Origin of the sequence: Brevibacillus sp. HD3.3A (assembly GCF_013284375.2) — a bacterium.
Taxonomy (GTDB): domain Bacteria; phylum Bacillota; class Bacilli; order Brevibacillales; family Brevibacillaceae; genus Brevibacillus; species Brevibacillus parabrevis.
This window is the reverse complement of the sequence record NZ_CP085874.1, coordinates 3,010,631-3,025,533: the sequence shown is the minus strand read 5'-3', so window position 1 is coordinate 3,025,533 and position 14,903 is coordinate 3,010,631. Positions and strand designations below refer to the sequence as shown.

The 14,903-nt window shown below is 45.4% G+C and carries 12 protein-coding genes; 1 reads left to right on the top strand and 11 read right to left on the bottom strand.

Translation table 11 applies throughout. From position 1 onward, the window contains the following. Positions 1-51: 51 nt before the first annotated feature. Positions 52-1,269, top strand: a complete 1,218-nt coding sequence (locus tag HP435_RS14540) for an IS256 family transposase (protein ID WP_173600261.1) — start codon at positions 52-54, stop codon at positions 1,267-1,269. 422 nt (positions 1,270-1,691) lie between these two features. Here HP435_RS14540 and HP435_RS14535 read toward each other — a convergent pair whose 3' ends face one another. From HP435_RS14535 to HP435_RS14485, 11 genes are all read right to left on the bottom strand, one after another. Beyond that, a complete protein-coding gene (locus HP435_RS14535) occupies positions 1,692-2,606 on the bottom strand; it encodes a phage/plasmid replication domain-containing protein (RefSeq protein WP_173600231.1) in 915 nt (304 codons plus the stop codon). Between the two features lie 163 nt (positions 2,607-2,769). Next, complete coding sequence (locus HP435_RS14530) at positions 2,770-3,726, bottom strand: phage lytic cycle repressor MrpR family protein (RefSeq protein WP_173600230.1); 957 nt, start codon at positions 3,724-3,726, stop codon at positions 2,770-2,772. 170 nt (positions 3,727-3,896) lie between these two features. Further along, positions 3,897-4,202 carry a barstar family protein gene (locus tag HP435_RS14525; protein ID WP_063228452.1) on the bottom strand — a complete coding sequence of 102 codons (306 nt, stop codon included), beginning with the start codon at positions 4,200-4,202 and terminating at the stop codon, positions 3,897-3,899. Positions 4,203-4,216: 14 nt separating this feature from the next. Continuing rightward, positions 4,217-4,930: a ribonuclease domain-containing protein gene (locus HP435_RS14520; RefSeq protein ID WP_229049920.1), complete on the bottom strand. Its 714-nt coding sequence runs from the start codon at positions 4,928-4,930 to the stop codon at positions 4,217-4,219. Beyond that, a complete protein-coding gene (locus HP435_RS14515) occupies positions 4,909-6,882 on the bottom strand; it encodes an RHS repeat domain-containing protein (RefSeq protein WP_229049919.1) in 1,974 nt (657 codons plus the stop codon). The genes HP435_RS14520 and HP435_RS14515 overlap by 22 nt, the downstream gene beginning before the upstream one ends. A 323-nt stretch (positions 6,883-7,205) precedes the next feature. Then, positions 7,206-7,592: a hypothetical protein gene (locus HP435_RS14510; protein WP_141254296.1), complete on the bottom strand. Its 387-nt coding sequence runs from the start codon at positions 7,590-7,592 to the stop codon at positions 7,206-7,208. Positions 7,593-8,097: 505 nt separating this feature from the next. Beyond that, a complete protein-coding gene (locus tag HP435_RS14505) occupies positions 8,098-8,418 on the bottom strand; it encodes an immunity protein TriTu family protein (RefSeq protein WP_122966888.1) in 321 nt (106 codons plus the stop codon). 140 nt (positions 8,419-8,558) lie between these two features. Further along, a protein-coding gene (locus HP435_RS14500) for an IS3 family transposase (protein WP_229049918.1) occupies positions 8,559-9,682 on the bottom strand; the annotation gives its coding sequence in 2 pieces (ribosomal slippage) (positions 8,559-9,433 and positions 9,433-9,682; 1,125 coding nt in all). Between the two features lie 236 nt (positions 9,683-9,918). After that, entirely contained in the window at positions 9,919-10,251 is a 333-nt protein-coding gene (locus tag HP435_RS14495; protein ID WP_229049917.1) for an epimerase, read from the bottom strand. A gap of 63 nt (positions 10,252-10,314) precedes the next feature. Beyond that, positions 10,315-14,529, bottom strand: coding sequence for an RHS repeat domain-containing protein (locus HP435_RS14490; RefSeq protein ID WP_229049916.1), 4,215 nt, complete (start codon positions 14,527-14,529; stop codon positions 10,315-10,317). Positions 14,530-14,587: 58 nt separating this feature from the next. After that, the gene (locus HP435_RS14485) at positions 14,588-14,896 is read right to left on the bottom strand and encodes a barstar family protein (protein ID WP_229049915.1); all 309 of its coding nucleotides are present in this window, start codon (positions 14,894-14,896) and stop codon (positions 14,588-14,590) included. Between the last annotated feature and the right edge of the window lie 7 nt (positions 14,897-14,903).

The window sequence follows — 14,903 nt, the reverse complement described above, 5'->3', positions numbered from 1 at the left end:
TAAAAAGTTTTGTGTAAATGGTTAAACTTCCCATTAAGGAGATGATCATTTATGCAAGACAAGAGAGACATGACCATCAAGGAGTTAGCGAAGGATTGCCGAACCATCGAGGACGTGCACATCATGCTAAAAGATTTGTTCCGTGACACCATCCAGCAGTTGTTTGAAGCAGAAATGGATGACCATTTGGGCTATGCCAAACATAGTGCCGATGGTGATCATTCAGGAAATAGTCGGAATGGGTATAGCAAAAAGACGCTGAAAACAAAGTTCGGCAATACAGAAATTCGTGTCCCCCGTGATCGCAACGGCGAATTTGAACCTCACATTGTGAAGAAGCATGAAACAACCACAAATGGCTTGGAGGAGCAAATCATCGCACTCTACGCCAAAGGTATGTCTACTCGCGATATTGAAGAACACATGAAGGATCTGTATGGGATCGACGTGTCTCCTACGATGGTCAGTAAAGTAACCGACAAGATTATGCCGATGGTGGCAGAATGGCAATGTAGACCACTTGATCGAGTCTATCCGATCGTGTTTCTTGATGCCATTCACTTCAAAGTTCGGCAAGAGAATCGTATCGTTAACAAAGCAGCATACAGCGTTCTTGGCATTACTATGTCTGGTCATAAGGACATTTTGGGCATTTGGATCGGCGAGCACGAAAGTGCAAGCTTCTGGCTCAATGTGTGTACAGAGCTGAAAAGCCGTGGTGTAGAAGACATTCTCATCGCCTGCAAGGACGGTCTTTCAGGGTTTTCTGAGGCGATCCATGCTGCTTTTCCGAAAACCCAAATTCAACTGTGCGTCATCCACCAGATTCGTAACTCTATGAAATATGTTCCGTTCAAAGAAGAAAAGTTAGTCTTGGCAGATTTAAAGAAAGTCTATCAAGCCCTTACGTTAGAAGAAGCTGAGACTGCTTTTTCTACGTTCAAAGACAAGTGGGGAAAGAAGTACCCCATCATTATTCGCTCCTGGGAAAACAACTGGCTCGAACTGACCGCCTATTTCAGCTATCCCCCAGAGATACGCAAGATGATTTATACGACGAATATCATCGAGGGCTATCATCGGCAACTCCGTAAGGTCACAAAGACAAAAACGGCTTATCCATCCGACGATGCTCTACGGAAAATCATCTATCTGGCTACCGTTGAGGCATCGAAGAAATGGACTATGCCGCTTCGGAGTTGGAAAGAATGTATATCGCAACTTGCCATCCATTTTGGAGATCGATTGCAAGGGGAACTGTCCGCATAATCAACTGTTGAGTCGGCTTGACATGGAGCCTCTGCGGGCATGATTTCTTGCGATTGGGCGATGCCAGTAAAATATGCATCGCATGGCAAGCGAGCCTATCATGCCCGCCACTCCATGTAAAGCCGTTGACGTAACTGTCCACCCGTTAAAAACCCATTTACACAAAAAAATTTACATTCCCACGGGACTAGATGTGTAATGCCCCTATTCCATGTCCATTCACTATATAGAGATGTAAAATACCCCCGAATGGCAGCAGGTTGTATCGATACGGTATCGTAGGGAGACACATATTCTTTGTAAGGACTGCTCTATTTGCTTATTTTTCTTTATTAGTAGGCTCTGTCCATTTAAAATTTATCCAAAGTTCTATAATTTTTATCGTTATCGTGTTAACAACAATACGGTATGAGTGGATGTCTTCATCCCTGAACTGAATCAATAATCTCTAACCTTTTTAACCCTTCCTTTTTCGGGATGGTTATTTGCTTTGCCAAACTCCTACGATTAGGAAGAGTGGATGTTGTATAAATTGCTCTTATTCCACTTTCTTGGAACAAGTTTTTGATCATAGTGAAACCTAGATAGGTCTCAATCTTTGATATTTCCTCCTTGTTTTCCAAAAGCCATTCATAGTCAATCGTTTCCACATTTTCTGTGTATGGCAATCCCTCCAGTGTCTTTTGGGTTATGTAGGTAAAAAAGGAATGAGTGACGAGATGAATGGCTCTCTTCTCTTTGGTATATCTCTTCATGTCATTGTCGCTCGGTCTAATTTCTAATCGTAAAATTCCCTTGGACTGTTCAACGATCTCCTTCGGTTCCTTAGCTCGCTTACATTGCTTGTATTTATCATACAGAATGACTCTGCTACTCTTGTTATAAAATTCTACTGTTTCGTCATGATTAAAATTTCGCGTATCTTTATAGGGCATTTTCCCTTTGCTCAACTGACGAACATACTCCCCTGTTCGATTCCCAACATGGAAATTGCAGCATACATCTAAACGGGTAATTCTCCAATCTTCATAGGCAATATGGATACCGAATAATTGCTGTAATCGTTCTTGTACTCGTTGAAAGAAGATAGGAATATCTGATTCGTTGATTGCTTTGACATTATTTCCATAAAGCAGCTTAGGAATGGAAACTTGAATCGTTAGGGTTCTGCTCCCATCCTGATATTTAATATATGGAATGATCTCGTCTTGCATTTTATATGTGGTTATGACACCTGTTTTCTGATTACGGTATGAAAAAGATGCAAGGTTATATTCTCGTAATATTTCAGGTTGAATAAATACGGAACTTACTTTCATTTTGATGGAATCAAACAATTATATTCTCTCCTTTTTACTATAAATTTTAATATATTGAATATAATTTGGCATGTTATAACAAAAGATAGCAACTCATACGTTTGATCACCTCCCTTATCGATTTACAATAAATTTTTAGTTTTATCTTGTTTCCCCAGAGGAATTACATCCTCTAGGTGCGTTACTCGTACAATGCAGCAATCATATCTGGATTTACGAAGTCTTTTAATCCCCACCACAAATACTCTAGCTTGTTGCCATTCATTACCTTGCTTACGCCGAACCGTTCACATATCTCAAAATACTGCTCTTTTCCGAGTTCGCCATCACGTTCTAACAGTTGTTTTCCCATCCAGATCATCCCGCTGCGTTGAATCGTTTTCACGCGTAGATTGTCCAAACCAAAGTATTCTTCTAATGCATGTAATCTCCCATAAATCAGATGAGGACTGACTTGTTCCATATGAACATTTCTTGTCTTGGCTGGCCTGATTACAAAGCCTGTTTCAATTAATTCACTTGTTTCTTTGAGATGATCTCGTCTCATCTCCCCATTACCTTTGAGATAATCCTTTTGCTTGATTGCACCATTTATTAATTTCAGACACTGTTCCGATATTGAAATTTCTCTTGTTTCTTCTATATCGTTGATCAATATCACGGTTCGTTTCTCAACATTGACTTGTTCACGTTTTAGATTGCGTAGTTCACTTACCTCTTTTCCACCCGCACCTTCAAATAACAGGGAGAGAATCACAGAATCCTGATCGTTATTACATTGGTCAATAATTGCATCGATTTCTTGCTTCGTAGTAAATTGTTGATGGGTGTTTCCTACCATGTTCTTAAACCATTCTTTTGAAACGGACTCCAGTGGATTGGTGTCCTCTCTAAGCCCCTCTGCCCTTGCCCAATTCAAGTAAGCAGATATCGTTCTCCCAGCCGTATTAAGAGAGTCTCCTGTAGAAGCATGGAAGCTGTGCAGGGCAGTTTCAATCTCATCCAATGTAAAGTGGAGCAAATCCTTATCCTTTTCCACTTCGAACTTCATTGTTAGGTTGAAGACTCTTGAATACGCTTTTTGGGTATTTTCTTTATATCCTTGAAGAAAGGCTGTTTTTGTTTCGGGGTTAAACATGGTTACACACCTTTCTTATGAAGCAGGAATACTATAAATTTACAGTTCGCCTTCTTAGAATTGATATTACTATAAATTTTAATCTTAAAACAAGAGTTTTTTACTTTTTTATGAAAAAAGAAACCCCAGACGAGTAGATGGCTCGTTTGGGGGTGACATTATCATTATCATTACCTATACTCTACTTCAACTAATGTAGAAGGATACATTTTATTTTTATCTTCTAGTCTTTTTTTTAGAAATTCAGCATCCATGGGCAGGTTCTTCGAGAAATTATCCCATCCTACAAATATTATCTTTTTTGGCAATTGCACTAACCCAGTAATCGCATCCCAAAAAGCAGGCCAATTATGACCATAAAAAGATGGAAATTCTAGCTCCTTCTTAAGCAATTGATGCAACTCTTTTGATGTCATTACTAACGAGACATCAATAACAACTATTTCCTTCCGTTCTTCTTCCTCATAGTTTTTCATGGTTCATCCTCCAATTAAGTCATGTTAGCCTTATCCCAATAGCTGCCGATATAATAAAAATTATCATAATGGTCAGTAGTAATCCACATCTCACCATCATTGGAGTATAACAATCTTGTACCAGGCTGATTATTCCTCCCCATTGTGTTTACAAGCCCTACATCAGCTTCGTACCAAACCCTGCCATTTACCATAGGTAATATAAATTTACCACCGTCGACGTTATCAAATATATCTCCGCCTATTTGAGCATTTGGAATATCTTTTACCCAACTTCCTACCGCCTTCCCTGCCTTCCATCCATAGGCCTCCGCTTGGGCTTTCGTAATATAGTTCGATGGTAGTTTTCCCGTATCTCTGAGACTTTCAATCAAGGGAGTTGCGTCCTGCCAAGTTTTTAGTATTTCCCTATATTTTGCAATCTGGTTAATATTTTTTGCATTTTTTAACCATGCTGCACCTCCATCAGGACCAATTGCTGACATAAATACTGTTCCTAATGCAACCATAACAGTTCCTTCGGAGAACTGTTTATTAGATGTAACAATCGTAAGTGCCTGATCAAGAGTCATATTTTTGGTGCTTTGGTATAAATAATGTAAACGAGATTCGCCATCTCTCCCGCAGTTATGTGCCCCTTGACATTGAGCATGTCCACTCGGATCAATGTACTTTATTGGATTATTACTCACATACGTATACCGATTCAAACTAAGCGGATTATCCACTTGCCCCTTAACCGTATCCTCCGAAATAAACCTCCCCATCTTCGGATCATAGCCCGCAAGTAGTAAAACCCGCTCTCCTTGTCGTACATCTCCCCCGCATACGTAAACGGGTTGGGCATCGCTTCCTTGACCTTGTCCGCGAGCAGGTTGCCCCAGATGTCGTACTCATACGTATTCAGGACGTTGCCGCTTGGCCCCTTGATCTTCACGACATCGCCGTGGCTGTTGTAGTAGTAAGTGCCTTCCTGGTTCGTCGTGTAGTCTTTGCGCCAGATTAGTTGGTTACCGAAGACATTGCGGGCTTTGACCCGGCCATCTTGGGTCAATTCCTCAATCACTTGGCCGTTCAGGTACACGTAGTGGGTGGTGTCGGTTACGGTTCCAGTCTGTTGCTTCGTGGCACGCAGGCCGCCCGGGTAGTACGTGTAGGTCGTGGTTCCTTTGTCGTCCTTGTATTCGGTCAGGCGGTTGAGCAGGTCGTGTTTCAGTTCGTACGAGCGCGTCGAGTCTGCTGGTGCGTTGGCGTACGCTTGGCGGTTGCCGCGGCGGTCGTAGGCGTACTGGCGGGTGTTGCCCTGGATGGTTTCTTCCTTGATCCGGGACAGCTTGTCGTAGGCGAATGTGCCGTAGGTGGCTCCTCCGCGCTTTTGACTCGTGATGTTGCCAAACAGGTCGTAGCCGTTCGTCTCGCTCCAGCCATCGGCGTGATTGATCCCGGTAATCTCCGCAAACGAGCTCATCGTTTTCTGCATCGCGTTCGGTTGGCCGGGATACGAAACGGTGTTGGTCTCGCCGCTGTTCTTGATGTCGTACGTGTAGGTCGTGGTGCCGACGCTTGGGATGGTCACGCTGCTCAGGCGGTCGGCGCTGTCGTAGCTGTAATCGACCCGCATGGAAGGGGCCGAGCCGGATACCGCGCTGCGAGACGGGTAAATCAGCGCGTCGATGGCATCGTCCTGATCGGTGTGTACGAGCTGGTAGTCTTTTCCCATCATCGTTTGGTTGTTCAGGCGGCGGAACTCGTCGTAGCTGTAGCGGACGGTTTGGCCGTAGTTGTTGGTTTCCGTCAAAAGCGAGCCAGCGAGCGGATCGTAGGTGCGTTCTTCGTAGAAGCCATTGCCAGCAGATACTTTCGTCATTTCGTAAAACGGCGAGTATTGGTAATTGAACAGGACGCCGTTTTTGTCCTGGAAGGTTTTGACCGAGCCGTTTTTGTCGTAGGTGTACTGCTCGGCTTTGGTTTCCGGGTTCTTTTCCGATAGTTTCCAAGACAGCGTGTTATACGTGTACACGGCGGAGGTCGTGCCATTTTCGACGACGGTGACAAGGTTGCCGAGTCCGTCGTAGCCGTATTCGTTGACGTTGTTCTCCGGGTCGCGCAGGTAAACGAGCTGGCCGTTGGCATCGTAGCGCAAGGTCCAGCGTTGGGAGGTGCTGCCGTCGGTTACTTCTTTGTCTGTCACTTTTCCGAAACGGTCTGTCTGGATATTCGTGACACGGCGCTTTCCGTCTTGTTGCGCGGTTTCCTCGGTGCTCTCTACCCGGCCGTACAGGTCGCGGTAGGTGGTGACGATGTAGCCGTTTGGTGCCACGGTTTGTTCGGTCAGGCGCGGCAAGTAGCTGCTGCCGTCGCGGTAGGCGTTGTTGCGATGGGAGCGGGTCGTTCCGAGAGCGTTCGTCGTTTGGTAAACAAAGCCGTCCCAATCGTAAGCATAAGAGGTGCTCTTGGCCTGGTTTCCGTAGGGAATCGTGCGGCTGACCTGCAAACCGTCTGGCGTAAACTCGTTTTCTACGAGCGGACGTGTGCCGCCGTTTTTCCCCTTTTGCTCCTGGTAGGCGATATCGCCATACGGGGTGTACGACGAGTCTGGCAAGGTGCGTTCGACGATCCCTGGCCCCGCCGTCTTCGTGCCAGTGGCATCGCCATTATAATGAGTTCTTTTATGTGCCAATCTATCGCCTTGGAACTTCACCCAACATTACGAGTGAAAGGTCGTATACTAGTAGTTGATCAGTACGTCGCATTGAACTGTTTTTTTGAAACTACTTTTCGCATAGAGATACTGTTGTGATGATATCTATCATTGAGGGCTGACTTCCATATCGTAACAGCCCTTTATTATTCGGAATGGTTTACACGGATTTATGTGACATAGCAGCTTATTACTTTATATAACCCGCTATTTTAAGTAACGTAATATTTGCAGGAATAAGTAGTTCATGTCTCTGGGATTCTCCATCAACCGTGTCAGTAAAAAAACATGTTTCACAATGTCTATACAATCTCCCTCTCGTTATTGATATCAGCAAGGATTCTTAGATGATCACTATTACATTGTGGACATACTTCTGATGAAGTAAAAGTCATGATATCTTTTACTAAACTTGATAGTCTCCATAAAATTTCAAATTCCGACTTTGGTTTTCGAACCACGTAGTCTTCAACAATCGTTTTAAAGTCATCACCTGTAGAACCAATAACATACATTTCAGGAGAAATTGTAGTGACAAATTGAAAAAATGTTTTTTCATTCTCTGGAAATTTGCAACTACTATACCTTCCTTTCGAATCCAATAATTGGACAATTGCTTCTTGATTACTTTTTATTATTTCAACTAACCGACTTAAAAAACTCGCCAATTCTATATGCTCAATCTCCAAAAACAACTTCACCGCTTCTAACCATACAACGTGAATCGCCTTTTTTTATTCATAATCTACAGCCTTTCTTAGATAAATATATTAAAAGGGAGCAAATTAACGCCCCCATTTATAAATATGCTACTCGAATTCTATGCAACTCAAGCTATGTAAAACCTTGTTCCTTAGCCATTTGAACAATGTGATTTTTCCACTGGATTATTTCCCTTGCTCCAACAACATTAGCTACGTTTGATCCATCTGTGTAAATACTAAGAAACTAAAGCTTCCTCCATTTACTTGGCCCTCTGCCAAAGCACGCTCGATTGGGAACAGTAAAAGATGACTTCTGGTACAGATTATAGAAGTCATCTTTTTAACATTATTACTTAAGCACAATCTATACAGAATTTTTGACAGCCCCTGGTCCACCTAGATTAGCTACTCCTTCTTTAAATTTCAATTTAATCACTTAAAAAATTAAATTGTCTCTGATTATACAAAATTCTTGACAGACCTGATAATTTTATTCGCTTGTCCCTGTAACCATAATTTTAAAGTACTCCTCTAGAATATTATAAAAATTTACTCCTTCGTCCAATTCCACATTTTTCATCAATATTGGTTCGATTGATTCTGATTCTAGTAAGAAAACCTCAAAATGCATTTGTTTAGTACTCCATACAATTACTCGTCCAACACATAATGATGTCTCTTGATCAATTACAGTACTTGGATTAAGAGCGTGTGCTGGTGTATCCCATTGATAATTATACTCCGTCTTAATCCCCATTTTGTTCAACAGGCTCTCATTTTCTTGAACCCAACTTAAAAATAATTTATTCACGCTTATCCTTCCTTTTTTCTAATTTTATATTTTTTGCAGGAGGTAATTCAGTGCGTGGCATTTCTCTTTTTTCACGAAGCCTTGCCATTGTAGATGTTGGACCAACCATATAAAGCCATTTGTGGACTGTCAACACCAAACTAGACAGATTTCTTAAGTGCTTTCTGTTTGTAAACGAGTGAACTCAAATACCCCAATGTCGAGTGAATTCTTGTTTCGTTAAACCATTTCACGTATGCCCCTAGTTCCTGCTTCAACTGTGCGAGTGACCCAAATCTTCGATTCTTGACAAACTCCGTTTTAATCAGCTTAAAAGTTGCTTCTGCGACTGCATTGTCATAGGGGCAGCCTTTCATGCTTAATGAGCGCTTGATGTTGAATGTACGGATGACGTCACCAATCGTACGATTGGTAAACTCACTGCCTCGATCCGTGTGAAAGAGCTGAATTTGACGTAGGTCTCCTTTTACGCTTGCAAAAGCTTGGTAGACGAGCGCAGCATCTTTACTGGTTCCACAACTATACCCAATAATCTCCCGATTGAATAAGTCCACGAGCAGACAGATGTAGTGCCATTTGTTTGCGACTCGGACATACGTCAAATCACTCACAACCGCCTCGAGTGGTTCATCTTTTGTAAACTTGCGGTTCAGTTCATTCTGGATTGGTGAATCGTTACACGGTGACTTATGCGGTTTATACTGGGAAACCGTATACACCGATACAAGACCATTCTTTTTCATCAAGCGTCCAATCCGCCGTCTGGAAACGATCCATCCTTCTTTTTGTAGGGTTGCCTTGATCTTTCTGGTTCCATACACGCGCTGATTCTCATCAAAAATATGGATGATTGCTTGCTCCACCTCATCATCGATAGATGGCTGCTGGCTACTTTCATAATAGTAGGTACTCCGATTCACCTTGAGGATGGTGCACATGGCAGACACGGGGTATTTATGTGCATTGTGCCGGATCACTGTTATTTTCGTCCGAAGATCAGCGCTGCTTGCTTTAAAATATCGTTCTCCATCTTCAACCGTTGATTTTCCTTACGCAACGCCATGAGTTCATTTTGTTCCTCTGTTCGGTTGTCCTTTTCTTTGAAGCAACCTGTGGTTCTACTCTGTTTGACCCAACGGTCAAACGCAGATGCACTCAGATCATATTCTCTCAAAATATCTGCACGTGGTTTGCCATTTTCATAAAGCTGAATCATCTGCTGTTTGAATTGATCTGTAAATGACCGACGCTCACGTTTCCCCATGACATTCTCTCCGTTCCATGTCGATTTGATTTCAATCTACTAGACCCTAAGAGAATTGTCCAATTCACTGTAGCCGATCCAAGTCGGTTCATTCGGCACTGGGGGGTTACTTCAAATGTCCTCCTTTTTCTATAGAACTATAAAGCATCGTTCAGGACTGAGTAGACACTAAGATATGAAGACCCTAGATGATGTTTGTAATCACCTAGGGTCTACTATTTCTTAAATGTTAACTTCTATTCCTCGTATCGTTGCTTACTGAATCGAGTTATCCAACCGTCTTCTGTATACAATTCGCCTGCCAAACCATCACTTACATCTCTAATACTTTCAACCTGTTCATCATCGCTAATTACTTTGATAACTATTCCTTCTTCTTGTTCAAGCGTGCAAAGTAGATGGTGTAATGTTGTATCTACAATTTTAGGAATTATCCATTTAAGCAACTCAACTGAAGCTGGGTTTTCTTCAATGATTTTATTGTAAACCATTTGTGCTCTGGGGCTTTTCATCCCTCCTGTAATAATTCTATCCCAGTCATCAATTGCTTCATCACGTACCTTTTGCATCAATACTTCTCCAAAGTAATCCAAGGGTCGCTTACTCATATCAACTTTCCTTTCTGTATTTTGTCAGTCATACCAAGGGATTCTTGTTGGGTTTCGAACAAGCTGTTCTCGTAAATTGAGCAAGGACTGCGTAACAAGATATCTTGCTTCATCTCTGGATGCTCCCCCTGCTTTTAACGCTTCTACTGCAATTCTTGTGTGCTCAAACAATGTGTTCGGTCTACCACTTTCTTTAAGTTCCTTGAAGAGACGACGTTGTGCTGTAGTCATATCTTGATGACTCCACCCTCGTTCTTTCATAAATGATTGGCTTATAGCAAATCCCTCTTCTGGACTATACGTTGCATGTCCTTTAAATCCAGCCTTCGCATGAACATGATGCCCACCAACATCTTTATATTTTCCGAGTTGCTTTGCGATATCCTTACGCAATTGATTACTTAGTGCTTTTCCAGCATTAGTCATCAGACTGTCAAGTGATGACATTAACTGGATATTATATACCACTTTATCAATTTCATTGGCAACACTATACATGTACTGGTCTCTGAGATAATCAGCAGACATTTCAGCAATTACTTTTGTATGAGCGTCCCCATTCTCCCACATCTTAGTAAAAACTCTAATTTGGTCTTGAATGTTGGAAGGTAATAACTCGTCTCCTTGTTTCCAGTGCCCCGTTGGGTCAACATACCTCAACGGATTATTCTCCACATACGTATACCGATTCAAACTAAGCGGATTATCCACTTGCCCCTTATACGTATCCTCCGATATAAACCTCCCCATCTTCGGATCATAATACCGCGCCCGCAAGTAGTAAAAACCGCTCTCCTTGTCGTACATCTCCCCCGCATACGTAAACGGGTTGGGCATCGCTTCCTTGACCTTGTCCGCGAGCAGGTTGCCCCAGATGTCGTACTCATACGTATTCAGGACGTTGCCGCTTGGCCCCTTGATCTTCACGACATCGCCGTGGCTATTGTAGTAGTAAGTGCCTTCCTGGTTCGTCGTGAAGTCCTTGCGCCAGATCAGTTGGTTACCGAAGACGTTGCGGGCTTTGACCCGGCCATCTTGGGTCAATTCCTCAATCACTTGTCCGTTCAGGTACACGTAGTGGGTGGTGTCGGTTACGGTTCCGGTTTGCTGTTTGGTGGCACGCAGGCCGCCCGGGTAGTACGTGTAGGTCGTGGTTCCTTTGTCGTCCTTGTATTCGGTCAGGCGGTTGAACAGGTCGTGTTTCAGTTCGTACGAGCGCGTCGAGTCTGCTGGTGCGTTGGCGTAGGCTTGGCGGTTGCCGCGGCGGTCGTAGGCGTACTGGCGGGTGTTGCCCTGGATGGTCTCTTCCTTGATCCGGGACAGCTTGTCGTAAGCGAATGTGCCGTAGGTGGCTCCTCCGCGCTTTTGACTCGTGATGTTGCCAAACAGATCGTAGCCGTTCGTCTCGCTCCAGCCATCGGCGTGATTGATCCCGGTAATCTCCGCAAACGAGCTCATCGTTTTCTGCATCGCGTTCGGTTGGCCGGGGTACGAAACGGTGTTGGTTTCGCCGCTGCTCTTGATGTCGTACGTGTAGGTCGTGGTGCCGACGCTTGGGATGGTCACGCTGCTCAGGCGGTCGGCGCTGTCGTAGCTGTAATCGACCCGCATGGAAGGGGCCGAGCCGGATACCGCGCTGCGAGACGGGTAAATCAGCGCGTCGATGGCATCGTCCTGATCGGTGTGTACGAGCTGGTAGTCTTTTCCCATCATCGTTTGGTTGTTCAGGCGGCGGAACTCGTCGTAGCTGTAGCGGACGGTTTGGCCGTAGTTGTTGGTTTCCGTCAAAAGCGAGCCAGCGAGCGGATCGTAGGTGCGTTCTTCGTAGAAGCCATTGCCAGCAGATACTTTCGTCATTTCGTAAAACGGCGAGTATTGGTAGCTGAACAGGACGCCGTTTTTGTCCTGGAAGGTTTTCACCGAGCCGTTTTTGTCGTAGGTGTACTGCTCGGCTTTAGTTTCCGGGTTCTTTTCGGATAGTTTCCAGGACAGCGCGTTATACGTGTACAAGGCGGAGGTCGTGCCATTTTCGACGACGGTGACGAGGTTGCCGAGTCCGTCGTAGCCGTATTCGTTGACGTTGTTCTCCGGGTCGCGCAGGTAAACGAGTTGGCCGTTGGCATCGTAGCGCAAGGTCCAGCGTTGGGAGGTGCTGCCGTCGGTCACTTCTTTGTCCGTGACTTTTCCGAAACGGTCTGTCTGGATATACGTAATGCGGCGCTTTCCGTCTTGTTGTGTCGTTTCCTCGGTGCTCTCTACCCGGCCGTACAGGTCGCGGTAGGTGGTGACGATGTAGCCGTTTGGTGCCACGGTTTGTTCGGTCAGGCGCGGCAAGTAGCTGCTGCCGTCGCGGTAGGCGTTGTTGCGATGGGAGCGGGTCGTTCCGAGAGCGTTCGTCGTTTGGTAGACAAAGCCGTCCCAATCGTAAGCATAAGAGGTGCTCTTGGCCTGGTTTCCGTAGGGAATCGTGCGGCTGACCTGCAAACCGTCTGGCGTAAACTCGTTTTCCACGAGCGGGCGCGTGCCGCCGTTTTTCCCCTTTTGCTCCTGATAGGCGATATCGCCATACGGAGTGTAGTACGTAATAACCCGCGACGAGTCTGGCAAGGTTCGTTCGACCACCCCTGGCCCTGCTGTCTTGGTGCCCGTGGCATCGCCATCGCGGTACGTGTACGAAATCGTGCGCGTCGATCCCTGGTTCCGATAGCTCTCGGAAAGGAGGCGGCCCAGCGTGTCGTAGTCGTAGGTGACTTTGCCCCCGTCCGGGTACGTTTGGCTTTTGACCTGGCTTTGTTCATCGATGTCCAACGAGAAGGTCAGGACGTCGGTTTTGCCGCTTTCCAGCTCCACTCCAGCCACCGTGATTTGCGTTGGCTGCAAGCCGTAGGCGTCGTAGGCGGGAAACGTTTGCGTTCTCGTCTTGCCGCCGAAGTTTTCCGTGACCGAGTACAGCTGTTTGTTCGTGTATTCGTAGGTGCGCTCTGTCGTCTGGCTTTTGTACCCCGCCAGATTCGCTGGATACGAGTGGATCTCGGTTTCTTTTCGCAGCAAATACTGATCGTTGTACTCGTAGGACAGATTGGAGTAATACGGATCGCCGGAAGCGGCGGTGGCTTGCGTCCGCGTCGCCTTCAGCAAGGAAAAGGTGCGGAATCTCCCTTGGCTTTCCAGATCGTACGTCCATGTCGTCAAGATGCCGTCTGGCGCGAGTTGTTTGACCAGATGCCCGTACTCGTTGTATTCGTAGTACGTCTCTTGCGCGTAGTTGTTGAGTTTGGCGGCGTACGCGGCACGCTTGGACAGAACGGGCTCTTTTAAATAGGACGAAAACACATCCGGGTCGGACACGGAGACGGGTTCCAGAAATACGTACTGGTAGGTCGGCTTCGTTTGGCGGCCGGAATAGGCATAGGTGGTATACGTTGTCGGGTTGTACGATACGGCATATTTCGCCCCGGCAATCGACGTTCCTCCCTGGCTGATTCCGGTCGTCTTCGCGCTTCGCAGCAGCGGCGTTCCGTCTGCGTTGATGCGGTAAAACAGCGAACGGGTGTAGCGGGACGGCTCCGTTTCCGTGACCTGGAACGTATCGCCATGCCGATCGGCCATGTTTTTCAGCCGGGGCAGCTGCTCTTTCGGCATTTTCCATATTTCGTAAAAGGTGTCGTTGTCGGCATAGCTTTTTTCCAAACGGTACGTGTTCGTGCCTTTTGGCGTTTGCAGGGCGTAGCTGTACGTGACCTTGTTCACCGGGTGATAGGAGACGTAGCTGAGGGCGTAACGGTCTTGGAACATGCGCACCAGTCCGTCTTTGATCGACGTCTGGTCTAACTGGTACGGTCGGTACTCATACTGGATCGACAGCCCTTGTAGCGGGTAGCTGGCCTCCTGCATGAGCAAATAGTCGAGTTCCTTCCGCGTCTTTTTGTCTTCGGCCCAATATTTGGGCGACTCTTGGAGCGCTTGATCCGTCGCGACCTTGTCTAACGTGTACTTTTTGTTCAAGTTGAAATAGGCCATTCCTTTGGTGCGCGGGTTATGGTACGAGTAGCGGGCGGTGGTGTAGGCGCCGTTTCCTTTGCCGCCTGGCGGGAGCACCTCCACACGAGTGAGCTGGGTGTAGATGGCCAAGCCCGATTTTTGTTCCAAATGGTAGCGGATGTGCTTGAGCACCGTCGTCTCCGATTTGTCCTTGTAGACGATCAGGTCTTGGGTAGTTTTTGTTAAAAAATTACTCACTCTTACATATATTCAAACCTTCTTTTCTTTCTTGTTACACGGTAGAAAGTGCAAAAAATTATCTGTTCCGATACTCCACATCAACAAATGTAGATGGATACCTGTTATTTTTATCTTCAAGGCACTCTTTCAAAATTCTTGCATCTCTTGGAAGGCTAACTAGCAAGTCTTCCCATCCTATGAAAACAAGTCTTTTCGGTAATTCAACTAGCCCAGTAATTGCATCCCAAAAGGCATCCCAATTATTACCATAAAAATCCGGGAATGAGAGTTGTCTTTTTAATAACTGATGTAGTTCCAACGATGTTTTGACTGTTGATACATCTATAATAACAATTTCAGCACGTGCACCCTCAGCAGTATTCACAAAAGTC

Excerpts from the sequence above, each read along its gene's own strand:
- HP435_RS14540 (WP_173600261.1), top strand. The coding sequence starts at position 52 with ATGCAAGACAAGAGAGACATGACCATCAAGGAGTTAGCGAAGGATTGC.
- HP435_RS14525 (WP_063228452.1), bottom strand. The coding sequence starts at position 4,202 with ATGAAAAACTATGAGGAAGAAGAACGGAAGGAAATAGTTGTTATTGAT.
- HP435_RS14530 (WP_173600230.1), bottom strand. The coding sequence starts at position 3,726 with ATGTTTAACCCCGAAACAAAAACAGCCTTTCTTCAAGGATATAAAGAA.
- HP435_RS14495 (WP_229049917.1), bottom strand. The coding sequence starts at position 10,251 with ATGCAAAAGGTACGTGATGAAGCAATTGATGACTGGGATAGAATTATT.